This is a genomic window from Streptomyces pinistramenti, assembly GCF_020564935.1.
Taxonomy (GTDB): Bacteria; Actinomycetota; Actinomycetes; order Streptomycetales; family Streptomycetaceae; genus Streptomyces; species Streptomyces pinistramenti.
In genome coordinates this window covers 180,318-203,218 of record NZ_JAJCXB010000007.1, presented here as the reverse complement: position 1 = coordinate 203,218, position 22,901 = coordinate 180,318, and the positions used below count along the sequence as shown (strand labels likewise).

22 protein-coding genes and 1 rRNA gene are annotated in these 22,901 nt (G+C 70.1%); 8 read left to right on the top strand and 15 right to left on the bottom strand.

The window, feature by feature from the left end; all coding sequences use genetic code 11:
- Both LIU39_RS08005 and LIU39_RS08000 read right to left on the bottom strand, forming a co-directional pair.
- Positions 1–1,436: ribosomal RNA gene (locus LIU39_RS08005) — 16S ribosomal RNA — on the bottom strand; the annotation flags it as partial.
- A gap of 666 nt (positions 1,437–2,102) precedes the next feature.
- Complete coding sequence (locus LIU39_RS08000) at positions 2,103–2,753, bottom strand: DNA-3-methyladenine glycosylase (protein WP_227045869.1); 651 nt, start codon at positions 2,751–2,753, stop codon at positions 2,103–2,105.
- Between the two features lie 169 nt (positions 2,754–2,922).
- Here LIU39_RS08000 and LIU39_RS07995 point away from each other — a divergent pair, with 169 nt between their 5' ends.
- From LIU39_RS07995 to LIU39_RS07985, 3 genes are all read left to right on the top strand, one after another.
- Complete coding sequence (locus LIU39_RS07995) at positions 2,923–3,705, top strand: sporulation protein (RefSeq protein ID WP_227045868.1); 783 nt, start codon at positions 2,923–2,925, stop codon at positions 3,703–3,705.
- A gap of 42 nt (positions 3,706–3,747) precedes the next feature.
- A complete protein-coding gene (locus LIU39_RS07990) occupies positions 3,748–4,287 on the top strand; it encodes a YbhB/YbcL family Raf kinase inhibitor-like protein (RefSeq protein WP_227045867.1) in 540 nt (179 codons plus the stop codon).
- 500 nt (positions 4,288–4,787) lie between these two features.
- Positions 4,788–5,291: an HNH endonuclease gene (locus LIU39_RS07985; protein WP_227045866.1), complete on the top strand. Its 504-nt coding sequence runs from the start codon at positions 4,788–4,790 to the stop codon at positions 5,289–5,291.
- A 40-nt stretch (positions 5,292–5,331) separates the two neighbouring features.
- Here LIU39_RS07985 and LIU39_RS07980 read toward each other — a convergent pair whose 3' ends face one another.
- From LIU39_RS07980 to LIU39_RS07965, 4 genes are all read right to left on the bottom strand, one after another.
- Complete coding sequence (locus LIU39_RS07980) at positions 5,332–6,096, bottom strand: sulfite exporter TauE/SafE family protein (protein ID WP_227045865.1); 765 nt, start codon at positions 6,094–6,096, stop codon at positions 5,332–5,334.
- A gap of 67 nt (positions 6,097–6,163) precedes the next feature.
- Positions 6,164–7,102: an SPFH domain-containing protein gene (locus tag LIU39_RS07975; protein WP_227045864.1), complete on the bottom strand. Its 939-nt coding sequence runs from the start codon at positions 7,100–7,102 to the stop codon at positions 6,164–6,166.
- 124 nt (positions 7,103–7,226) lie between these two features.
- The gene (locus LIU39_RS07970) at positions 7,227–7,637 is read right to left on the bottom strand and encodes an NfeD family protein (RefSeq protein ID WP_227045881.1); all 411 of its coding nucleotides are present in this window, start codon (positions 7,635–7,637) and stop codon (positions 7,227–7,229) included.
- Between the two features lie 59 nt (positions 7,638–7,696).
- The gene (locus tag LIU39_RS07965; protein WP_227045863.1) at positions 7,697–8,509 is read right to left on the bottom strand and encodes an ABC transporter ATP-binding protein; all 813 of its coding nucleotides are present in this window, start codon (positions 8,507–8,509) and stop codon (positions 7,697–7,699) included.
- Positions 8,510–8,599: 90 nt separating this feature from the next.
- Between LIU39_RS07965 and LIU39_RS07960 the strand changes: the two genes are divergently transcribed.
- On the top strand, positions 8,600–9,409 hold the full coding sequence (locus LIU39_RS07960) for an Rv1486c family protein (RefSeq protein ID WP_227045862.1): 810 nt from the start codon (positions 8,600–8,602) through the stop codon (positions 9,407–9,409).
- A 203-nt stretch (positions 9,410–9,612) separates the two neighbouring features.
- Here LIU39_RS07960 and LIU39_RS07955 read toward each other — a convergent pair whose 3' ends face one another.
- From LIU39_RS07955 to LIU39_RS07945, 3 genes are all read right to left on the bottom strand, one after another.
- On the bottom strand, positions 9,613–9,819 hold the full coding sequence (locus tag LIU39_RS07955) for a chaplin (protein ID WP_227045880.1): 207 nt from the start codon (positions 9,817–9,819) through the stop codon (positions 9,613–9,615).
- Between the two features lie 263 nt (positions 9,820–10,082).
- Positions 10,083–10,769, bottom strand: coding sequence for a response regulator (locus LIU39_RS07950; RefSeq protein WP_227045861.1), 687 nt, complete (start codon positions 10,767–10,769; stop codon positions 10,083–10,085).
- Positions 10,762–11,907: a GAF domain-containing sensor histidine kinase gene (locus LIU39_RS07945; RefSeq protein WP_227045860.1), complete on the bottom strand. Its 1,146-nt coding sequence runs from the start codon at positions 11,905–11,907 to the stop codon at positions 10,762–10,764. The genes LIU39_RS07950 and LIU39_RS07945 overlap by 8 nt, the downstream gene beginning before the upstream one ends.
- Positions 11,908–12,323: 416 nt before the next feature.
- On the opposite strand from LIU39_RS07945, the gene LIU39_RS07940 reads away from it, so the two are divergent.
- A complete protein-coding gene (locus LIU39_RS07940; protein WP_227045859.1) occupies positions 12,324–13,025 on the top strand; it encodes a nitroreductase family protein in 702 nt (233 codons plus the stop codon).
- Positions 13,026–13,351: 326 nt separating this feature from the next.
- Complete coding sequence (locus LIU39_RS07935) at positions 13,352–14,083, top strand: transglycosylase SLT domain-containing protein (RefSeq protein WP_227045858.1); 732 nt, start codon at positions 13,352–13,354, stop codon at positions 14,081–14,083.
- Positions 14,084–14,168: 85 nt separating this feature from the next.
- Here the strand turns inward: LIU39_RS07935 and LIU39_RS07930 are convergent, their stop codons facing one another.
- Positions 14,169–16,706 (bottom strand): ABC transporter ATP-binding protein/permease, encoded by a 2,538-nt coding sequence (locus tag LIU39_RS07930; protein WP_227045857.1) that lies wholly within the window; start codon positions 16,704–16,706, stop codon positions 14,169–14,171.
- A gap of 404 nt (positions 16,707–17,110) precedes the next feature.
- Here LIU39_RS07930 and serB point away from each other — a divergent pair, with 404 nt between their 5' ends.
- A complete protein-coding gene (gene serB, locus LIU39_RS07925; protein ID WP_227045856.1) occupies positions 17,111–18,358 on the top strand; it encodes a phosphoserine phosphatase SerB in 1,248 nt (415 codons plus the stop codon).
- 162 nt (positions 18,359–18,520) lie between these two features.
- Here the strand turns inward: serB and LIU39_RS07920 are convergent, their stop codons facing one another.
- The 4 genes from LIU39_RS07920 to LIU39_RS07910 all read right to left on the bottom strand — a co-directional run bounded on the left by LIU39_RS07920 (position 18,521) and on the right by LIU39_RS07910 (position 21,108).
- Positions 18,521–19,039, bottom strand: coding sequence for a SixA phosphatase family protein (locus LIU39_RS07920; RefSeq protein WP_227045855.1), 519 nt, complete (start codon positions 19,037–19,039; stop codon positions 18,521–18,523).
- An 87-nt stretch (positions 19,040–19,126) separates the two neighbouring features.
- Positions 19,127–19,342: a hypothetical protein gene (locus tag LIU39_RS07915; RefSeq protein WP_227045854.1), complete on the bottom strand. Its 216-nt coding sequence runs from the start codon at positions 19,340–19,342 to the stop codon at positions 19,127–19,129.
- Positions 19,343–19,646: 304 nt separating this feature from the next.
- The gene (locus LIU39_RS34850) at positions 19,647–19,763 is read right to left on the bottom strand and encodes an SGM_5486 family transporter-associated protein (protein WP_264482503.1); all 117 of its coding nucleotides are present in this window, start codon (positions 19,761–19,763) and stop codon (positions 19,647–19,649) included.
- Between the two features lie 16 nt (positions 19,764–19,779).
- Complete coding sequence (locus LIU39_RS07910; protein WP_227045853.1) at positions 19,780–21,108, bottom strand: CynX/NimT family MFS transporter; 1,329 nt, start codon at positions 21,106–21,108, stop codon at positions 19,780–19,782.
- 200 nt (positions 21,109–21,308) lie between these two features.
- On the opposite strand from LIU39_RS07910, the gene LIU39_RS07905 reads away from it, so the two are divergent.
- On the top strand, positions 21,309–21,992 hold the full coding sequence (locus LIU39_RS07905) for a FadR/GntR family transcriptional regulator (protein WP_227045852.1): 684 nt from the start codon (positions 21,309–21,311) through the stop codon (positions 21,990–21,992).
- Between the two features lie 132 nt (positions 21,993–22,124).
- Here LIU39_RS07905 and fabI read toward each other — a convergent pair whose 3' ends face one another.
- The gene (fabI, locus tag LIU39_RS07900; RefSeq protein ID WP_227045851.1) at positions 22,125–22,898 is read right to left on the bottom strand and encodes an enoyl-ACP reductase FabI; all 774 of its coding nucleotides are present in this window, start codon (positions 22,896–22,898) and stop codon (positions 22,125–22,127) included.
- Positions 22,899–22,901: the final 3 nt, after the last annotated feature.

Below are 22,901 nucleotides of genomic sequence, written 5' to 3'. Positions count from 1 at the left end.
AGGGGTTGGGCCACCGGCTTCGGGTGTTACCGACTTTCGTGACGTGACGGGCGGTGTGTACAAGGCCCGGGAACGTATTCACCGCAGCAATGCTGATCTGCGATTACTAGCAACTCCGACTTCATGGGGTCGAGTTGCAGACCCCAATCCGAACTGAGACCGGCTTTTTGAGATTCGCTCCACCTCGCGGTATCGCAGCTCATTGTACCGGCCATTGTAGCACGTGTGCAGCCCAAGACATAAGGGGCATGATGACTTGACGTCGTCCCCACCTTCCTCCGAGTTGACCCCGGCAGTCTCCTGTGAGTCCCCATCACCCCCGAAAGGGCATGCTGGCAACACAGAACAAGGGTTGCGCTCGTTGCGGGACTTAACCCAACATCTCACGACACGAGCTGACGACAGCCATGCACCACCTGTACACCGACCACAAGGGGGCGCCTGTCTCCAGACGTTTCCGGTGTATGTCAAGCCTTGGTAAGGTTCTTCGCGTTGCGTCGAATTAAGCCACATGCTCCGCTGCTTGTGCGGGCCCCCGTCAATTCCTTTGAGTTTTAGCCTTGCGGCCGTACTCCCCAGGCGGGGAACTTAATGCGTTAGCTGCGGCACGGACGACGTGGAATGTCGCCCACACCTAGTTCCCAACGTTTACGGCGTGGACTACCAGGGTATCTAATCCTGTTCGCTCCCCACGCTTTCGCTCCTCAGCGTCAGTATCGGCCCAGAGATCCGCCTTCGCCACCGGTGTTCCTCCTGATATCTGCGCATTTCACCGCTACACCAGGAATTCCGATCTCCCCTACCGAACTCTAGCCTGCCCGTATCGAATGCAGACCCGGGGTTAAGCCCCGGGCTTTCACATCCGACGTGACAAGCCGCCTACGAGCTCTTTACGCCCAATAATTCCGGACAACGCTTGCGCCCTACGTATTACCGCGGCTGCTGGCACGTAGTTAGCCGGCGCTTCTTCTGCAGGTACCGTCACTCTCGCTTCTTCCCTGCTGAAAGAGGTTTACAACCCGAAGGCCGTCATCCCTCACGCGGCGTCGCTGCATCAGGCTTTCGCCCATTGTGCAATATTCCCCACTGCTGCCTCCCGTAGGAGTCTGGGCCGTGTCTCAGTCCCAGTGTGGCCGGTCGCCCTCTCAGGCCGGCTACCCGTCGTCGCCTTGGTAGGCCATTACCCCACCAACAAGCTGATAGGCCGCGGGCTCATCCTTCACCGCCGGAGCTTTCCACACGGAGGTCATGCGACCCCGTGTCGTATCCGGTATTAGACCCCGTTTCCAGGGCTTGTCCCAGAGTGAAGGGCAGATTGCCCACGTGTTACTCACCCGTTCGCCACTAATCCACCCCGAAAGGCTTCATCGTTCGACTTGCATGTGTTAAGCACGCCGCCAGCGTTCGTCCTGAGCCAGGATCAAACTCTCCGTGAATGTCTACCCGACTGCGTTTAATGAAAAACCGCGGGTCAACACACACGAGAGCGGAACAAGCGACGGAATAGGTCGCTCGTTCACAGCGTCCTCGCTGTGTGTGCCACCCGAACCCGTCAGGGCCGGATGGACTTTCAAAGGAACCTCATCCACCGAGGTGGACGGGGTATCAACATATCTGGCGTTGACTTTTGGCACGCTGTTGAGTTCTCAAGGAACGGACGCTTCCTTTGCGCCTGTTTCACCAGGCTCTCCGGGCGCTTCCCTTCGGTCTTGCGTTTCCGACTCTATCAGATCCTCGCGGTCCCGATTTTCGCCGGTGCGATCCGGCCTCTCGGCCTTTTCGCGTTTCCGACTCTACCAGATCCTTTTCCGTTCCGTTTCCGGTCCGAATCGGGTTCCGATTTTCTGTCGGAGGGTTCGCCTTGGCCCGACTGCTTTTGCTGTCGGCCTTTCGGCGCGGTCACTACTTTAGCGGCTTTCCTCGGAGGCTCATAATCGGGCCGATGGAATCGAATTTCGGCAACGCGAAATAAGACCCCGTTGAGGGAATCGTTCGTAGGTAGTGGTTGTGCCGCCGACCGGTCTGCGCAGATAGCGCTGCCCGTCTCCAGCGGCTCGGGCCACGTTAGACGGTCGGTCTGTACGAGTCAAGTATGGGCTCGGTCACGTTGCCTTGGCGGGACGTCGGCGCGGGACGTGTGGGCGGTAGCGGCTGACCGTGGGGTCGCCGTCGATCCAGTAGCGCCAGGGGTGGGTGGCGCCGTCGCCGCCGACGCCGGTGCGGGGGCCGCTGCTGACCCGGCCGGTCGGGGGCGGGCTGCCGTGCAGAAGGGACAGCGGCCCGGCGGGGGTGATGCAGAGGTCGGCTCCGTCCAGTGAGCGGTCGATGCCGAGGGCGGTGGCGAGGCGGGCGGGGCCCTGGGCGAGTTCGTGGGCGGTGCGGGCCTTGGGGCGGCGTTCGGTGGCGAGGGCGCTGCCGGTGAGGACTTCGCCGCCGCGCAGCAGGACCGCGCTCGCGTGGTCCTCGGGGCCGCAGACGAGGTTCATGCTGAACCACATGCCGTAGATGAAGTAGACGTAGGCGTGTCCGGGCGGGCCGAACATCGAGGCGTTGCGGGGGGTGCGTCCGCGGTAGGCGTGTGAGCCGGGGTCGCGGGGGCCGTCGTATGCCTCGACCTCGGTGAGGCGGAGTTCGATCGGGCCGTCCGGGGTGGTGCGGACGAGGGTGCGGCCCAGGAGGTCGGGGGCTACTTCCAGTACGGGGCGGTTGAAGAACGTGCGGCTGAGCGGCATACGTTCCGGTACGTCGGTCATGCGTTCCGAGGGTAGTGCGGCGCGGAGGGCGGGTGGCCGGCCAGGAGGGCAGGGACGTTGGGAGGGTGTGGTCGTGGAACCGGCCTGCGCCGTTTCACGTTCGTAGGGATCAAGCCGAGGTCCTCGGCGGGGTACACAGAGCACAGGCGTGCGCCTGGGGAGGACGAGCATGGGGTTCAAGAAGCTGCTGGCGAGCATGGGGGCCGGGGGCGCGTCGGTGGAGACGGTTCTCTTCGAGGAGGACGTCGTCCCTGGCGGGGTCGCGCAGGGTGAGGTGCGGATCCAGGGCGGGTCCGTGGCGCAGGAGATCCAGGGGCTGTCCGTCGGGTTGCAGGCGCGCGTCGAGGTCGAGAGCGGCGACGAGGAGTACAAGCGCAACGTCGAGTTCACCAAGGTGCAGCTCGGGGGCGCGTTCGAGGTGCAGGCCGGCGCCGTGCACACCGTGCCGTTCGGTCTGGAGATCCCGTGGGAGACGCCGATCACGACGTTCCTGGGGCGGCATCTGCGCGGGATGAGCGTGGGGGTGACCACGGAGCTGGCCATCGCCCGTGCGGTCGACTCCGGTGATCTGGACCCGGTGAACGTGCATCCGGTGCCGGCGCAGCAGGCGATCCTGGACGCGTTCGGACAGCTCGGGTTCCGTTTCAAGGCGGCGGACCTGGAGCAGGGGCACATCCGGGGGACGCGTCAGAGCCTGCCGTTCTACCAGGAGATCGAGTTTCAGGCGCCGCAGCAGTACCGCGGGCTGAACGAGGTGGAGCTGTCGTTCGTCGCCGATGACCGGGAGATGGACGTCGTCCTGGAGATGGACAAGAAGCCGGGGCTGTTCACCGGTGGCTCGGACACCTATCGGCAGTTCACCGTCGGCCTGCACGACTTCGGGCAGACCGACTGGGCGGGTTACCTCAACCAGTGGCTGGCCGAGGTCGGCGGTCAGCGGAACTGGCTCTAACCTGGCCGGACAGGTGTCAGCAAGCGACCAGGAGGTGTCGAGGTGTCCGAGCTGAAGCGGCGGCCGCTGCCGCACGATTTCCACCCGCAGGTGCCGGAGTTCACGGTGCTGAGCGACGAGGTGGAGCCGGGCGGGACGCTGCGTCCGGAGCAGGTGTACTCCGAGGGCAACCGTTCGCCGCAGCTGCGGTGGGAGGGCGCGCCGGCGGGGACGAAGAGCTACGCCGTCACCTGCTTCGATCCCGACGCGCCGACGGGCAGCGGCTTCTGGCACTGGTCGCTGTTCGACATTCCGGCGTCGGTGACCGAGCTGCCGGCCGGCGCCGGTTCGGGTGACATGAAGGGGCTGCCCGAGGGCGCGGTCCATGTCCGCAACGACTACGGGACGCGGGACTTCGGGGGCGCGGCGCCGCCGCCCGGGGACGGTCCGCACCGGTACGTCTTCACCGTGTACGCGGTGGACCAGGAGAAGCTCGGCCCGGACGCGGATGCCTCACCCGCGGTGGTCGGCTTCAACCTGAGGTTCCACACGCTGGGGCGGGCCCAGCTGGTGGCGGAGTTCGAGCTGCCCGCGGAGGGCTGAGGACCGAAGACGGGCTGCGGCCCGTCAGTTGGGCTGCGGCCCGTAATTCCGTTGCGCCCCGGCGCTCCCCGTACGCACAGTGGTGTCGGTCGGTGGTTCTCAGGAGCCGCCGGGCAGCCGGTGCCGCTGTGGCGGGAGTGGCGGGGCGCAGGTGTGTCGTCCCCCGTTCGCCGGAGCCCGGCCGTGTGCCGGGTGTCCTCGCCGGCCGTCGTACGCTCCGGATCCCGTGCAGTTACGGGGGTGGGATCCGGAGCGCACGCTTCTTCGGGGCGGTGGCGGAGGCGGGTCCGTGGCGGAGGCCGGTCCGCCCGGCTTCGGTCGTCCTCCTGAGCGCTGTGCGCGTATCCCCTCCGGGCGGGCTCTCCTCGCCTGGTCCTCCTCTCCTGATTACCTGTCATCTCCCTTGTGGCGTGCGGAAATTGCGTTGTCGGGGGGAATGCTTCCCTGCACAGTGGAGCCAGGTCGCCGCGGGGGCGAACGGGGTCCGGGAGGTGGGCGGGATGCGCGAGACGCTGGTGCTCAATGCGAGCTTCGAGCCACTGTCGACGGTATCGCTGCGGCGCGCGGTGGTGCTGGTGATGCAGGACAAGGCCGTCGTCGAGCACGCGCATCCGGGGCTGCGTATCCGGGCCGCTTCGGTGGATGTCCCGGTGCCGCAGGTGATCCGGCTCAGCCGGTACGTGCGGGTGCCGTTCCGAAGACGGGCGGCGTGGTCGCGGCGGGGTGTGCTGGTTCGTGACCAGCATGTGTGCGCGTACTGCGGGCGGCGGGGTACGACCGTGGACCACATCGTGCCGCGGTCGCACGGTGGCGGGGACACCTGGCTGAATACCGTCGCTTCGTGCGCCGAGGACAATCACCGGAAGGCGGACCGTACGCCCGAGCAGGCCGGGATGCGGCTGCTGCGGCGGCCGTTCGAGCCGACGCCTGCGGACGCGATGCTGTCGGCGCTCGGGGTGTCCGTGCGCGACGAGCTGCCGGAGTGGCTGGGGCTGCCCGCGTAGCGGGGCGTGGCCGCCGTCGGATGGTGGTCTCCGGCCCTCCTCAGCGGAGGAGTTGGACGATGGCCACCACGCCGACGGCGACAATCGTCACGCGCAGGGCTGCGGGCGGCAGCCGGCGGCCGATCTTGGCGCCGATCTGGCCGCCGACCGCCGAGCCGACGGCGATGAGGACCACCGCGGTCCAGTCGAAGGTGGCGACGAACAGGAAGAAGAGCACGGCCACGCCGTTGACCAGCAGGACGAGGACGTTCTTGAGTGCGTTGATGCGTTGCAGGTCCTCGTTGAGCAGCAGGCCCATCAGGGAGAGGTAGATGACCCCTTGGGCGGCGCCGAAGTAGCCGCCGTACACGCTGGCCAGCATCAGGCCGACGAGCAGGGCGATGCTGCCGTCGGGGTGCAGCGTGGCGCCTTTGCGTGCGCGGCGGGCGCGCAGGGCGGCGGCGAGCCGGGGCTGGACGATGACGAGGACGAGGGCGACGGCGATCAATGCGGGGACGATCGCGGCGAAGGCGTCGGATGGCAGGGCGAGCAGCAGGACCGCGCCCGCCAGGCCGCCGATGAGGGCGAAGATGCCGAAGCGGAGGATGCGGGGGCGCTGGCCGGCCAGTTCGCGGCGGTAGCCGATGGCTCCGCTGAGTGAACCGGGCACCAGGCCGAGGGAGTTGGAGACGTTGGCGGTGACCGGCGGGAGTCCGACGGCCAGCAGCACCGGGAAGGTGATGAGGGTGCCGGAGCCGACGATGGCGTTGATCGTGCCGGCACCGAGTCCCGCCGCGAGGACGGCGAGTGCTTCCCAGAGGGTCATGCGGTTCCCCCGTGCATGATCGGTGGGTACTGGCCCGGCCGATCATGCACCACAGAGGCCGCGGTGGTCAGTCGATGGGAGGCGCCTGGCGGGGCGGGGTGGTGGACTTGGTGAGCGGGCCGCCGCCGCCCGTGGGGTTGAAGTTGCCGAGGGCGCCGCCGAGGCCCTTGAGGGCGTCGCCGATCTCGCTGGGCACGATCCAGAGCTTGTTGGCGTCGCCCTCGGCGATCTTCGGGAGCATCTGGAGGTACTGGTAGGACAGCAGCTTCTGGTCCGGGTCACCGGCGTGGATGGACTCGAAGACCGTACGGATCGCCTGTGCCTCACCCTCGGCGCGCAGCGCGGCGGCCTTGGCCTCACCTTCGGCGCGCAGGATGGAGGACTGCTTCTCGCCCTCGGCGGTGAGGATCTGGGACTGCCGGGTACCTTCGGCCTGGAGGATCGCGGCGCGCTTGTCACGGTCGGCGCGCATCTGCTTCTCCATCGAGTCCTGGATGGAGGTCGGCGGCTCGATGGCCTTCAGCTCGACGCGGTTGACGCGGATGCCCCACTTGCCGGTGGCCTCGTCGAGGACGCCGCGGAGCGCCGCGTTGATCTCCTCGCGGGAGGTGAGGGTGCGCTCCAGGTCCATGCCGCCGATGATGTTGCGGAGCGTCGTGACCGTCAGCTGCTCGATCGCCTGGATGTAGCTGGCGACTTCGTACGTCGCGGCGCGGGCGTCGGTGACCTGGTAGTAGATGACCGTGTCGATGTTGACGACGAGGTTGTCCTGGGTGATCACCGGCTGGGGCGGGAACGGCACGACCTGTTCGCGGAGGTCGATGCGGTTCCGGATGGAGTCGATGAACGGGACGACGATGTTCAGGCCCGCGTTGAGGGTGCGGGTGTAGCGGCCGAAGCGCTCCACGATCGCGGCGCTGGCCTGCGGGATGACCTGGATCGTCTTGATGAGTGCGATGAAGACGAGCACCACCAGGATGATCAGGACGATGATGATCGGTTCCACAGCGGCTCCCGTGCCCTTCGTTACTGATCCTCCGGCCGCGGCCGGATTGCCTGTTGATCGAGTCTTTCAGAACCCTGGCTCGTCGCGCAGTGCGTTCCGGTCAGATGACCACAACGTTTTCCGGTCAGATCACCACGGCGGTGGCACCCTCGATCTCGACGACGTCGACCTTCTGGCCCGGCTCGTAGACCTGTTCGGTGTCGAAGGCGCGCGCGGACCACACCTCGCCGCCGAGTTTGATGCGGCCGCCGCCCTCGTCGACCCGCTCCAGGACGGTCGCGGTCTTGCCCTTGAGGGCGTCAATACCCGATGCCAGTCCGGGACTTTGGGTTCGGTGACGGTTGGCCAGGGGGCGCACCACCGCGATCAGGGCGACCGAGACGACGACGAAGACGAGGACCTGTATGACCGTGCCGCCACCGAGCGCTGCGGTGACGGCACTTGCGACGGCGCCCACCGCGAACATCCCGAACTCGGGCATCGCGGTCACGACGAGCGGAATACCCAGCCCTACGGCGGCGATCAGCCACCACACCCATGCGTCCACGGCTTCATGGTAGGCCGGGGGTGCGGCGCGGGACAGGGCGTAAAGCGTCAGGAAAGGGGCAGTCCCTGGGCGGTCCAGCGGTCGCTGCCGTTCCGCTCGACGATCAGCGGGAGGCCGAAGCAGCGGGAGAGGTTGGCCGAGGTCAGTTCGAGGTCGAGCGGCCCGGCGGCGAGCACCTTGCCCTGACGGATCATCAGGACGTGGGTGAAGCCGGGGGCGATCTCTTCGACGTGGTGGGTGACCATGACCATCGAGGGCGCGTACGGGTCGCGGGCGAGACGGCCCAGGCGGCGTACGAGGTCCTCACGGCCGCCGAGGTCGAGCCCTGCGGCCGGCTCGTCCAGGAGGAGGAGTTCGGGGTCCGTCATCATGGCGCGCGCGATCAGGGTGCGCTTGCGCTCGCCCTCGGAGAGGGTGCCGAACTTCCGGTCGAGGTACTCGGTCATACCGAGGCGGTCGAGGAAGGCGCGGGCGCGCTGCTCGTCGATGTCCTCGTAGTTCTCCTGCCAGTGCGCGGTCATGCCGTAGGCGGCGGTGAGCACGGTCTGCAGGACGGTCTGGCTGCGCGGCAGCTTGTCGGCGAGCGCGATGCCGGCGATGCCGATGCGCGGGCGGAGGTCGAAGACGTCGACCTTGCCGAGCCGCTCGCCGAGGATCGTGGCGCTTCCCGTGGTCGGGAAGACGTAGCTGGACGCGACATTCAGGAGGGTGGTCTTGCCGGCGCCGTTGGGGCCGAGGATCACCCAGCGCTCCCCCTCCTTCACCGACCAGGAGACCTGGTCCACCAGAGCCCGTCCTTCGCGGACCACGGATACGTCCACCAGCTCCAGCACATCGCTCATGAGCGCGTTGTCTCCCATTGCTTCTCGGTCGTCGCGTGCGCCTGTAGGCGCATCCCCCCTGCAAACCTACGCCACTCGATGTCAGTGCCGTTCCCTAGGCTGGGGACCATGCTCGATGAACCTCGTTCGGGACGGCTGGCGTCGTGGGGAAATGCCCTATTGGCCGGACTTGTCTCGCCTGATGAAGCCGCGGACCGGATCGCGGACGACGACGCGGTGCACCGCGTACAGGGCCTGCCCGGTGAGACGGGACCGGTCGGCCTGACGCTCGCGCTGGGGCGGCTGCGGGCCCTGGGCGCCGTGGGCCTGCGGACGGCGCTGCCGGCGCCGGGGCACCCGCTGGGCCTGAGCGGGCCTCCGGAGTTCAACGCGCGGGCGCTGGATGCCGGTGAGGCGGTGCTCGCGGTCGGGGCGGGTCTCGGCCTGGTTCCGGAGATATACGCGGCCGGGCCCGAGAGCGGTGAAGGGCCCGACGTCCATGTGGAGGTGGTCTGGCACTGCCTGCCGGTGCGCGAGGCGCCGCCCGCCGATGTGCCCTCGCTCGGCGAGGCGGAGCGGGAGCTGGCCGAGGCGCTGCGGGAGGCGACCGAGGCGCTGTCGTCGCTGGATGTGGCCGGATCCGGGCCCGTGGCGCAAGCCGCGCTGGAGGCGTACCGGGCGCGGGCGGAGGCCGGGCGGCAGGTACTGGCCCCCGGCTATCCGCCGCGGGCGGTCCGGGTGCTGGAGCTGGCGCAGCGGGTGGGCGCGCTGATCGGCATCGCCCGGCAGGCCGGCGGCGACGGCGAGCACGGCGCGGCGGTGAGCGCGTCGGAGATCGCGGCGCGCGCCGAGGCGCTGCGTCCGGTGGAGCGTACGGCCCGGCGGGCGCAGGTGGCGGCGTACAACTCGGCGGTGGAGGAGCGGGAACGCAGGGGGTGATGAGGGGGATGTTGTAGGTGGGGGGAAGGAGAGAGCGGGGGGGCGACGCGGCGGGGACGCGAGTGATCTCGCGGTCGGTGGTCTCTGCCGGCCGGCGTCGTGACGTATCGCGTGGGTGTCGTCTCGCACAACGGCCCCGGCCCCGCGGGCGGTTGCCTGCGGGGCCGGGGGAAATCACGCCGCCCGGTTGGGCGGCTGCGCGGTCAGCCGTTCAGGCAGGGCGCCCCGAAGGCCGGGTTGAGGACGCCGACGACGCTGATGGTGTTGCCGCAGGCGTTCACCGGGATGTGCACCGGAACCTGCACGGCGTTGCCGGAGATGACGCCGGGCGAGTGCACCGCGGCACCCTGCGCCCCGGACTGGGCGGAGGCGACTCCGGCGCCCGCTGCGGCGAGACCGCCCGCCAGCATGGTGACGGCCGCTGCGCGCTTGATGCTCTTGTTCACTGCTCTGCTCTCCTCATTGCCACTTACTGATGTGCCGGTGTCGTGACCGGCCGCCACGACTGCACTGGACAACGGCATGACGCGAAGAGGGTTACGCCGAGTGGGGGACATCTACACGACAGTATGAATCTCGCATCGGCAAGACGACGGCCGCACTCGGTCCGGCCCGGCCGCTGCGACCCAACGCCCGGTCCCGGCAAGGCAGTCGGAGTGTCCCGGGAAACGTCTCAGGCACCGATTCCGTGCCGGACGGCCCACAGCGCGGCCTGCGTCCGGTCGGCGAGGTCGAGCTTCATGAGGATGTTGGAGACATGCGTCTTGACGGTCTTCTCGGAGAGCACGAGAGCGCGGGCGATCTCGCGGTTGGAGCGTCCGTCCGCGATCAGGCCGAGCACCTCGCGCTCCCGCTCGGTGAGTGAAGTGCCGCGCCCCTGGCCGCCGTTGCTCTCGTCCTGGGAGAGCAGCGCGCCGGCCACCTCGGGCTGGAGCAGGACGTGCCCGGCGTACACGGACCGGATGGCGCCGGCCAGCGCCTCCGGGTCGATGTCCTTGTAGACGTATCCGGCGGCGCCCGCGCGCAGCGCCGGGACGACGGTGCGCTGTTCGGTGAAGCTGGTGACGACCAACACCCGTGCGGCATTGTCCAGTTCGCGCAGTTTGCGGAGCGCTTCGATGCCGTCCATGCCGGGCATCTTGACGTCCATCAGGATGACGTCCGGACGCAGCTGCCCGGCGGCGGCGACGCCTTCCGCACCGTCGGACGCCTCCCCCACCACCTCGATGTCGTCCTGCACCTCAAGGAATGTGCGCAGGCCGCGGCGTACGACCTGATGGTCGTCGACGAGCAGGACACGGATGGCATGGCCCGCGCCCGATTCCGCGCGGCCCGCGCGGGGGGTTTCGTTGTCAGCCACCAGGCACCTCCATCTCAACAGCGGTGCCCTTGCCGGGCTCCGAATCCACGGTGAGCTTTCCGCCGACGCCGCCGGCCCGGTCCCGCATCGAGACCAGGCCCAGGTGGCGGCCGGCCCGGCGGACGGTGCCGGTGTCGAATCCGCACCCGTCGTCGGCGATCCGGAGCAGGGCGCCCTGGCCGTGCCGGGTGAGGGTGACGTCGACCCGTTCGGCCCCGGAGTGCCGCAGGGCGTTGTGCAGGGCCTCCTGGGCGACCCTGAGCAGAGCCTCCTCCTGGGAAGCGGGCAGCGCTCTGACCCCCTGGGCCTCGAACGTGACGCAGGCGGCGTGCGCCCGGTCCAGGACCTGTGCCTGCGAGCGCAGCGTGGCGACCAGGCCGTCCTCGTCCAGGGCCGCGGGGCGCAGCTCCACGACGGCGGCGCGCAGCTCGTCGGCGGCCTCCGCGGCCAGCGCGGCGACCTGATGGAGTTCACCCTTGGCGCGGGCCGGGTCGCGGTCGACCAGGGCGGTGGCGGCCTGGGCAGTCAGCCGGAGCGAGAAAAGTTTCTGGGCGACCGCGTCGTGCAGCTCGTGGGCGAGCCGGGCGCGCTCCCCCGCGATGGTCAGCTCGCGGCTGCGTTCGTAGAGCCGGGCGTTGGTGAGCGCGATGGCGGCGTGCTGCGCCAGTATGCCGAGCAGCCGTTCGTCCTCGGCGGTGAAGCCGCAGGTGCCCGCCGCCTTGGGGTGGCGCTTGTTGGCCAGGAAGAGGGCGCCGAGGATTTCGTTCCCGTCGGCGACCGGCAGACCGATGAAGTCGGACATATCGGGGTGAGTGGAGGGCCAGCCGCCGAAGCGGGGGTCCGCGCGGACGTCGGCGAGGCGTTCGGGGGTGGCGTTGTGCAGCATCGCGGCGAGGATGCCGTGCTGGCGGGGCAGCGGGCCGATGGCCTTCCACTGCTCCTCGCTGACGCCGTCCACCACGAACTGGGCGAAGCCGCCGTGATCGTCGGGCACGCCCAGTGCCGCGTACTCGGCGTCCAGCAGCTCACGGGCCGAGGCGACGATCGTCTTGAGGACGTCGCGTACTTCGAGATGCCGGCTCATCGCGAGGATCGCAGTGCTCACCGCGGGGATCCCGGCCCCCGGTCCGTTGGTCATGGATTCACCGTACCGGCGGTTCGACCGCCCCGTATCGGTCCACCGGCGCCCCGGTCCTCGGTCTGCGGCCCTAGGTCGGACGCCCTGGAAGGGGTGTCACGCGCGGTGGCCCGGCCGGGGCGCCCGGGCTCCGGGCGTCCTCCTTATACGGGGCGCGCGGGAACGAGCATCACTTTTGGGATTCGTCCCCTTATATAGGGGCATAGAGCGCAGATCGATGAAAGAGGGGTGAGACAGAGCGAATCGGCGCGGCCTGGGGGGTTGTGGTGGCGGGGGTCGGATCGCGCCGATCTTCTGTGTGCGGGGGCCGTCGCGTGGCCACGGTGGGCGGGGCGCCGCGTGCCGGGTGGCGGGATCCGTGGCACGAATTCGGGGATCCGCCCCCGCGCCGTCGCCCCGGGTTCCAGACTCGGGGCATGAATGCACCCACGAGGAACTGGATACCGACCCACGGCGATCCCTACCGCCCCGTGCCGTACCGCCCCGCGCGGATGCCCGCCGATGAGTCGCTCGCCCGCGCCGCCGAGCTGCGGGAGCGGATGGACGGCCGTCGCACCGTCCGGCAGTTCTCCACCGATCCGGTGCCCGCGCAGGTGGTGCGGGACGCCATCGCGTGCGCCGCGACCGCACCGTCCGGGGCCCATCAGCAGCCATGGACGTTCGTCCTGGTCAAGGATCCCGAGGTGCGGCGCCGGATCCGGGCGGCGGCCGAGGAGGAGGAGCACGTCTCGTACGACGGACGGCTGGGCGAGGAGTGGCTGGCGGCGCTGCGGCCGCTGGGCACCGACGAGGTGAAACCCCACCTGACCGACGCGCCGGCGCTGATCGTCGTCTTCCAGCAGCGGCACTGGCTGGGCGAGGACGGCAGCAAGCGCAAGCACTACTACGTGGACGAGTCGGTGGGCATCGCCGTCGGGATGCTGCTGTCCGCGCTGCATCTGTCGGGGCTCGCGGCGCTGGTGCACACGCCGAGTCCGATGCGGTTTCTGCAGGAGGTCCTGGAGCGGCCCGCCAACGAGAAGGCGTTCGCCGTGATTCCGGTCGGCTATCCCGCCCCGGATTGCAAAGTGCCCGATTTGGTCCGAAAGTCCCTGGACCAGGTGATGGTCGAGGTCTGAGCCCTCAATACGGCACACAGGCTGTGCATTTGCGATCACACCCGGCGAGTTAAACCCGGTCCGGGTGTGACGCCGCGCATAGGGCGCAGGTCACTTACGACCAGGGGTAGTCGCCGCATAAAGACGGTATGAGCTGGGATGCTCCCGTCGGTGACGCGATATTCCACCCCCCGGTCCCACTAACCGCCCTCGTACGTCACACCTTTGCCCGGCGAATTTACGGCCGCTAAGAATGGCTCCCGTCGCTCGGCGCCGCGGTCTCCACCCGGCGTTTTCCGCCAACCGAGGCACCCTGCGACGTCCCCCATCGGAAGGTCTCCCTCGCCATGCCCAAGCACGCCATTCCCGGCCTTGATCGCCTGACGCTGACCCACAAGCTCTCCGCTGCCGGAGTTGCCACCGCCGGTGCCGCCGCCCTGGTCTTCGGCCTCGTCCCCGGCGCCGACGCCGGCCAGAGCACCGACCAGGCATCCGTCCAGCACACGCAGCCGGTCACCTTCCGTGCGGTCACCACCGCGGCGCACACCCAGCAGGCCACCATCGCCCAGCAGGCGGACGCCTCCACCAAGGCCGGCCGGGCCGAGGCCGCCGTGGCGAAGAAGCAGGCCGCGGACGCCGCCAGGGCGAAGGCCGAAAAGGCCGCCAAGGAGCGGGCGACGACGGAGACCGCGAGCCGGTCCGCCGCGCGCACCATGGTGCCCGTCGCCGCGACCACGCAGGTGGCGAAGACCCTCTACCCGAACAACCTCGACGGCTGGATCCGCGAGTCGCTCGACATCATGGCCAAGAAGGGCATCCCCGGCTCGTACGAGGGCATCCACCGGAACATCATCCGGGAGTCGGCGGGCAACCCGCAGGCCATCAACAACTGGGACGTCAACGCCGTCAACGGCGTGCCGTCCAAGGGTCTGCTCCAGGTCATCGCCCCGACCTTCCAGGCGTACCACGTCGACGGCACCGCCTGGGACATCTACGACCCGGTCTCCAACATCACCGCCGCCTGCAACTACGCGGCCGCCAAGTACGGCTCGATGGACAACGTGAACTCGGCCTACTGAGCCGGCAGCGCACACCGCCGAGGGGCGGCACCCGATCGCGGGTGCCGCCCCTCGGCGTTGGTGTGTCCGCACGGGGCGGACCGCGTCACTTGCGCATGACCTCCGGTTCGTGGCGGCGCAGCAGCCGTGCCACGACGAAGGCCAGCGCCACGCCCAGCGCGATCAGGATGATCATGTCCATCGCGTAGACGCCGGGCTGGTGCTGCCACAGCGCGTCGGGGTTGGCGGGGGTGCCCTTGACCGGGTTGGCCGGCTCCCAGGGCAGCAGCCTGTTCATGTCGGCGGTCGCGCCCATCGCGGCGACGGCCCAGCGCGACGGCATCAGCCAGGAGAGCTGCGCGACGCCGATGGTGTCGAACAGCTGGAAGAGCACTCCGGTGAAGACGACCTGGACGATGGCGAACATGACCAGCAGCGGCATGGTCTTCTCGGCGGTCTTGACCAGCGCGGAGATGACCAGGCCGAACATCATCGAGGTGAAGCCGAGCGCGATGATCGCCAGCGCCATCTCGACGGCGGGCAGGTGCTCCAGGATCACGCCCTCGCTGGGCATGTTCCGTGTGCAGAAGCCGATCACCGAGATGATCACGCCCTGGAAGGCCGTGACGACGCCCAGCACGATCACCTTGGACATCAGATACGCCGACCGCGACAGGCCGGTGGCCCGTTCGCGTTCGTAGATCACCCGTTCCTTGATCAGTTCCCGGACCGAGTTGGCCGCGCCGGAGAAGCACATGCCGACCGCGAGGATCAGCATGATCGTGCTGGCGTCGCGGTTCGCGCCGTGCCGGTTGTCAGGGCCGTACGCGAAGCCGTAGTCGCTGGGGATCAGGATCGATACGACGCCGAGCACCGCGGGCAGCATCACCATCAGCGCCAGGAAGCCGCGGTCGGACGCGAGCACCGAGACGTAGCGCCGCATCAGGGTCCACAGCTGCGAGCCCCAGCTCTGCGATTTCTGCATCCGGGCCGGCGGCGACTGGATCTGCGCCGACTGCGCGGCGACGGCGTCGATGTCGGCCGCGTACATCTGATAGTGCGGGGAGCCGCGCCAGCGGCCCATCCAGTCGTAGTCGCGGTAGTTCTCGAACGCCGAGAAGACGTCGGCCCAGGTGTCGTACTGGAAGAAGTTCAGCGCCTCCTCGGGCGGCCCGAAGTACGCCACCCCGCCGCCGGGCGCCATGACCAGCAGCTTGTCGCAGATGCCGAGTTCGGCCACCGAGTGCGTGACGACCAGGACGGTGCGGCCGTCGTCGGCGAGGCCGCGCAGCAGCTGCATCACGTCGCGGTCCATGCCCGGGTCGAGGCCGGAGGTCGGCTCGTCAAGGAAGATCAGCGACGGTTTGGTCAGCAGCTCCAGGGCGACCGAGACGCGCTTGCGCTGGCCGCCGGAGAGCGAGGTGACCTTCTTGTCCCTGTGGATGTCCAGCTTCAGCTCGCGCAGCACCTCGTCGATCCGGGCCTCGCGCTCGGATTCCGCGGTGTCTCCGGGGAAGCGGAGCTTGGCGGCGTAGCGGAGCGCCTTCTGGACGGACAGTTCCTTGTGGAGGATGTCGTCCTGCGGGACCAGGCCGATGCGCTGGCGCAGCTCGGCGAACTGCTTGTAGAGGTTCCGGTTGTCGTAGAGGACGTCGCCCTGGTTGGCGGGGCGGTAGCCGGTCAGCGCCTTGAGCAGGGTCGACTTGCCGGAGCCCGACGGGCCGATGACGGCGATCAGCGACTTCTCGGGGACGCCGAAGGAGACGTCCTTGAGGATCTGTTTGCCGCCCTCGACGGTGACCGTCAGGTGGCGGGCCGAGAAGGAGACGTCGCCGGTGTCGACGAACTCCTCCAGCCGGTCGCCGACCAGCCGGAAGGTGGAGTGGCCGACGCCGATGATGTCGTTCGGGCCGATGACGGTGGTGCCGGACTTGGGGACCGGCTGGCCGTTGACGTAGGTGCCGTTGTGGCTGCCCAGGTCACGGATCTCGAACCGGCCGTCCGGGGTGGCCCGGAACTCCGCGTGGTGGCGGGAGACCTGGAGGTCGGAGACGACCAGCTCGTTCTCCAGGGCGCGGCCGATGCGCATCACCCGGCCGAGGTCCAGGCGGTGGAACGTGGTCGGGCTGCGGTCGCCGCCCTGCGGCGGGACCGCGCCACCCACGTTCGGGGCCGGGGGCTGCTGTTGGGCCTGCTGGGGTGGGACGTACGGCTGCTGTCCCTGGGGCGGCGCCTGGTGGCCGTGCGGGGCGGGCGGCTGGTGCGCGGCCGGCGGCCGGTGGCCCTGCTGCGGCGGCGCCATCGCGGGCTGCGCCTGGTAGGCAGCGGCGGCCGGTGCCGCGCCGCCCGACAGCGTCATCCGGGGACCGTCGGTGGCATTGCCCAGGTGCACGACCGAGCCGGGGCCGATCTCCAGCTGCTGGATCCGCTGCCCCTGGGAGTACGTGCCGTTGGTACTGCCCTGGTCTTCGATGACCCAGCTGTGACCGGCCCACCGCACCGTGGCGTGCCGCCAGGAAACCCTGGCGTCGTCGAGGGCCACATCGCCCTGCGGATCACGGCCCACGAGGTAGGACCTGGACGGGTCGAGCGTCCAGGTCCTTCCGTTCAATTCGAGTACGAGTTCAGGCACTCCATGCCCCATTACATAGTCCCCCGAGTGACGCCCTGTATGGGAATCCAGGGATGGCGAACATCGTGGGGAACTATTTCAGGCTCGGCCCTCGTACCGGAAACCGGGACGTGGGCGGGGCACACGTCCTGGCCGCCGCGGCCGACCGGCCGGCCGTGAGGTGACCGTGAGGTGCCTCCGGGGCAACCGGCAAACGTCGCCCGAGGGGCGAAACCGTGCACCCGGTGGCGCCCTCCGACGAGGGCGGACACGAGTCGGTAACGATCACCGCGGGGGTCTTCGGGCCGCCCCGCGTGGCCTTTGCGGGCTCCGCGGCCATCCGTACGGCGCGGGCCGGGCCCGGGGCGCCGTCCCGCCGGTCCGAACGACGGACACCTGTACGGTCGTCCGCGCCGGGCAGTTACCGTAAAGGCACCATGAGCGCATCGCAGACACCGCCTGCCACCGCCGTACTGGGCGATGACGTACCGACCCTTCTCGTGAAGATCTTCGGGAAGGACCGGCCCGGCATCACCGCAGGTCTCTTCGACACCCTCGCCGCCTACTCCGTCGATGTCGTGGACATCGAGCAGGTCGTGACCCGTGGCCGCATCGTGCTGTGCGCGCTGGTCACCGCCCCGTCGCCCGCCGAGGGCAGCAGCGGTTCGACCGAGGGCGACCTCCGGGCCACCGTGCACAGCTGGGCCGATTCGCTGGACCTCCAGGCCGAGATCATCTCCGGTCGGGGCGACAACCGGCCACGCGGCACCGGCCGTTCGCACGTCACGGTGCTCGGGCATCCGCTGACCGCCGAGTCCACCGCCGCGATCACCGCCGCCATAACGTCCTGCGGCGGCAACATCGACCGCATCTTCCGGCTCGCCAAGTACCCGGTCACCGCCGTGGAGTTCGCGGTCTCGGGCCCGGCGACGGAGGCGCTGCGCACCGTGCTGGCGCCCGAGGCTGCGGTACTCGGCGTGGACGTCGCGGTCGTCTCCGCCGGTCTCCAGCGGCGTGCGCAGCGGCTGGTGGTCATGGATGTCGATTCGACGCTGATCCAGGACGAGGTCATCGAGCTGTTCGCGGCGCATGCGGGCTGCGAGGCGGAGGTCGCCGAGGTGACCGCCCAGGCGATGCGCGGCGAGCTGGACTTCGAGCAGTCGCTGCACGCCCGCGTCGCGCTGCTGGGCGGGCTCGACGCGTCCGTCGTGGAGACCGTACGCAAGGAGGTGCGGCTCACGCCCGGCGCCCGCACGCTGGTGCGCACCCTCAAGCGGCTCGGCTATCAAGTCGGCGTGGTTTCGGGGGGTTTCACGCAGGTCACGGACGCGCTCCAGGACGAGCTGGGGCTGGATTTCGCCTCCGCCAACACCCTGGAGATCAAGGACGGGAAGTTCACCGGCCGGGTCACGGGCGACATCGTGGACCGGGCGGGCAAAGCACGGCTGCTGCGCCGTTTCGCGGAGCAGGCGGGGGTGCCGCTGGCGCAGACCGTCGCCATCGGGGACGGCGCCAATGACCTGGACATGCTCAACACGGCGGGTCTCGGGGTGGCGTTCAACGCCAAGCCTGTGGTGCGCGAGGCGGCGCACACCGCGGTGAACGTGCCGTTCCTGGACACCGTGCTCTACCTGCTCGGCATCACCCGTGAAGAGGTCGAGGCGGCGGACACCCACGTCGGCTGACGGCGCGGGCCCAGGCGGCGTCCGGTGACGGGCGGGCCGCGCGGCCCGGGACGGCATCGAGGGCCCCGGCTGCTGCCGGGGCCCTCGCGCGTTGTCGGCCGCCCTCATCCCGTCGGCCACCCGCTCATCCAGGGGCGGGACGGATGCCGGGGGCCGGGTGCCTCACTCGTGCGGCGGCAGGTACGCGGTCAGGCGGCCGACGCCGTGCTCCACCGACTTCCAGGAGCCGTTGAACTCGATGACGGCCATCGCCGCGGTCGGGAAACCGCCGCGGTTGAGGCGGGGCAGCAGGTCGTCCTCGGCCTCGCCCGCCAGGGCGTCGGCGAGGGCGTGCATCCCCGGGTTGTGACCGATCACGAGGAGATCCCGCACCTCGTCGGGGATCTCGTTGAGCACCGCGATCAGCTCGCCGAGCGAGGCTTCGTACAGCCGCTCCTCGTAGACCGTCTTGGGTCGCTGCGGCAGCTCACCGACGAAGAGCTTCCACGTCTCGCGGGTGCGGGATGCGGTCGAGCACAGGGTCAGATCGGGGGTGATCCCGGCTCCGGCCAGCCGGCGTCCGGCTGCGGGGGCATCCTTACGGCCGCGCTCGGCGAGCGGACGCTCGTGGTCGCTGTCCTGCGACCATTCGGCCTTGGCATGTCGAAGGAGGACAATCCGGCGAGGTGTATCGGCGCTCATGCGTCCCAGCTTCGCACGAAAGGCGGCGCGGGGCGCGGGGTGTTGGGGTGCTCCCTCTACAGGGTGGCGGAGGTGCACGCACGGGTCTCAGGAGGTGGCGCCGATGAGCCGGGCGAGGACCTCCAGCAGCCGCGCGAGCCCCGGCACTGCGGGCGCCGCACCCGCCGGGGCGGCGGACCCCGTGAGCGACAGCAGCACGACGAAGGAGTCGACGGGCAGCCCCAGCGCCCACCACGGCAGCCGTATCCGCAGGCCACCGGCCGGTGGCACGGAAGCGGACGAGCGGCGGGACGCGGCGGGCATGGGATCGCCTCCGTGACGGATCGAAGGACGCGCCACGGCGGAGTGGCGCGCACCACCGCGGTGCGGTGTTCTTCGAAACTACGGAGCTGCGGCGGGCGTTCCCATCCGGGAAGCCACCCACTCGCCCCTGACCCGGGCCCCCTAGGGGACGGTGGGGACAGCCCCACCCCGGACAAGCCTCACCCGGGACGGCCCGGCCAGGGTCACCCCAGGCGAGCGGCCCGGCACCGGGGACCACGGCTGCGGCCGCCCAGGACGCGTCCGATGGGGCGCCGCGACGCCACGGAGGCCCGTCGGGCACGTCCTAAGGCGCCGCGATACTCGCGATCACGGCGATGAGGATGGTCACGCCGAGCATCGCGCCCAGCACGATGAGCAGCTTCTTCTGGCTGCCCTGCGGATTCGGTTCGAGCACTGGCATGGGCCCAGTGTCGCACTCACCTCTCGTCCTCGATCCGGCGGTCCCGGCCTGCCAGCACTCCCACCGCGATCTGCGGCACCATCAGCCCCGCCATCAGCGCGATCGGCGCACCCCAGCCCCCGCTGTGCTGGTAGAGGGTGCCCACCAGCAGCGGCCCGGGGATGGAGATCAGATAGCCGACGCTCTGGGCGAAGGCGGAGAGCTTGACGACGCCCGCGGAGCTGGTCGCCCGCATCCCGATCATCGTCAGGGCCAGCGGGACGGCGCAGTTGGAGACGCCCATCAGCAGTGCCCATGCCCAGGCACCCGAGGCCGGGGCGAGCCACAGGCCCGCGTATCCGGCCAGGCCGCAGAGACCGAGCCCGGCAGCGAGCGGGCCCTGGTGCCGCATCCGTGCGGCCAGCCGCGGCAGCACGAAGGAGAGCGGGACACCCATCGCCATCGTGACCGCGAGCAGCACCCCCGCGGTGCCGGCGGAGACCCCGGCGTCGCGGAAGATCTGCGGCATCCACCCCATGGTGATGTACGCGGCGGTGGCCTGGAGGCCGAAGAAGACCGCCAGCGCCCAGGCGGTCGGCGAGGAGATGATCCGTATCGGCGCCTCCCCGGGGTGCGCGGTGGTGCCGGCGGCCGGCCGGGGGGCCGCGGGGCCGGTGCGCAGGGCTGCGATCCAGGGGAGGACGGCGAGGACGGCAAGCGCCGCCCAGACGGCCAGGCCGACCTGCCAACTGCCGCCCAGCGCCGAGGTCATGGGGACCGTGACGGCGGCGGCCAGGGACGTGCCGAGGGCCAGGGCCATGGAGTAGAGGCCGGTCATCGCGCCGACCCGGTCGGGGAACCGGCTCTTGATGACCACCGGCAGCAGGACGTTGCTGACCGCGATGCCTGCCAGGGCGAGCGCGCTGGCCGCCAGGAAGCCCACGGTGCCGCCGGCGAACGGCCGGACCGCGACGCCGACGGCTATCGCCGCCATTCCCGCGCAGACGATGGCGCCCGGGCCCCAGCGCCTGGCCAGCCGGGGCGCGGCGATGCCGAAGGCGGCGAAGCACAGGGCGGGGACGGAGGTCAGCAGTCCGGCGACGGTGCCGCTCATGCCGAGGCCGTCGCGGACCTCTTCCATGAGGGCGCCGAGGCTGGTGATGGCGGGGCGGAGGTTGAGCGCGGCGAGGACGAGACCGGCGATCAGGATCCGGGCAGGCCAGGGCGAACCTGCCGCCGGGGACGCGCCGTCCTGCCGGGCGCCGTCGGCGCCCGTGGCCCCGGGACAGGCCGCATCCGATGAGGTCGTGCCGGGTGGTGCGGGCTCGGCGGCGGTGCCGAGGGTCGCCAGGTCTTCGTCTGCCATGGCGACATCATAGAATCATAGGATGAATGTCTGTCCAGCCGATTCCGGTGGCCACGGTGACCTCGGCGGCCGGGGGCCCGGCACGGCGCCGAGTGTCCCGGCGGGCCCGGGACGACACCTCCAGGAGGACGGCCCCCGCCCCGGACCGGCCGGACCCGCCGTCCCCCGCCCGTCCCGCCCGAGCACCCGGGAGCGCAACCATGCCACTGACCTCACCCCACCGTTCCGCGCTGGCGGACCAGGTGATCGCGCAGCTGCGCGGCCAGATCACCGCCGGCGAATGGCCGGTGGGCTCCCGCATCCCGACCGAACCCGAGCTGGCCGGGCAGCTGGGCGTGGCCCGCAACACCGTCCGTGAGGCCGTACGGGCCCTGGCACACAACGGGCTGCTGGACATCCGGCAGGGCTCGGGCACCTACGTCGTGGCGACCAGCGAACTGGCCGGGGTGATGAACCGCAGGTTCGCCGACGCCGCCCCCGGTCACGTGGCCGAACTGCGCAGCGCGCTGGAGGCGGCGGCGGCCAGGCTCGCCGCCCGCCGCCGTACGCCGCAGGACCTGCGGCAGATCGACACCTTGCTGGAGCGCCGCGAGCGTGCTTGGGAGTCCGGGGCCGCCGCCGCGTTCGTCGAGGCGGACGCGACGCTGCACACGGCGGTGGTGGCGGCTTCCCACAACGAGGTCCTGGCGGAGCTCTACGCCGATCTCGGGGGCGTGCTGCGGGACTTCCTGCGCGCGGACGTCGGCGAGGAGCTGCGTCCGGAGGCGCGGACGGATCATGCGCGTCTGGTGGAGGCGATCCGCAGCAGGGACGGCGAGCGAGCCGCCGCCGAGGCGAGCACCCATCCGTTCGGCTGCCGGCTCACGGTGCCGGGCTCCGCCTGACACGGCACCACGGGCGGCGCGGCCCGTGCCTTTGGACGTATCGCGCACCGGCTCTCCGGTAACGCGTACTGCCCGCCCCGGCGGACCGGGGCGGGCAGTACGGATGCGCTACGGGCGCGAGGCGGCCCGAGGTCAGGCGCCCATCATGTGCACGCCGCCGTCGACGTGCACGATCTCGCCGGTGGTGCGCGGGAAGAAGTCGGACAGCAGCCCGACGACGCCGCGGCCGGCCGGCTCCGGGTCGGCCAGGTCCCAGCCGATCGGGGCGCGGTGGTCCCACACGTCCGCCAGCTGCTCGAAGCCCGGGATCGACTTGGCGGCCATCGACTTGAGCGGGCCGGCCGAGACGAGGTTGCAGCGGATGCCCTTGGCGCCCAGGTCACGCGCCAGGTAGCGGTTGGTGCTCTCCAGCGCCGCCTTGGCCACGCCCATCCAGTCGTACACGGGCCAGGCGATCTGCGCGTCGAAGGTGAGGCCGACGACCGCGCCGCCGTGCTCCTCCATGAGCGGCAGGCAGGCCATGGCCAGCGACTTGTAGGAGTACGCCGACACCTGCACCGCGGTGCCGACGTCCGACCACTCCGCCTCCAGGAAGTTGAAGGCGCCCTGCGGGCCGAAGGCGATGGAGTGCACGATGCCGTCGAGGCGGGCGTCCGCGCCCTGGTGCTCGCGGATCTTGTCGGCGAGCCCGTCCAGCTGCTCCTGGTTGGTGACGTCCAGCTCGATCACCGGTGCGGGCTTGGGCAGCCGCTTGGCGATCCGCTCCACAAGCGAGAGCCGGCCGAAGCCGGTGAGGATGACCTCGGCGCCCTCGTCCTGGGCGACCTTGGCCGCCTGGAACGCGATCGACGACTCGGTCAGCACGCCCGTGACCAGGATGCGCTTGCCTGCAAGGATTCCACTCATGCT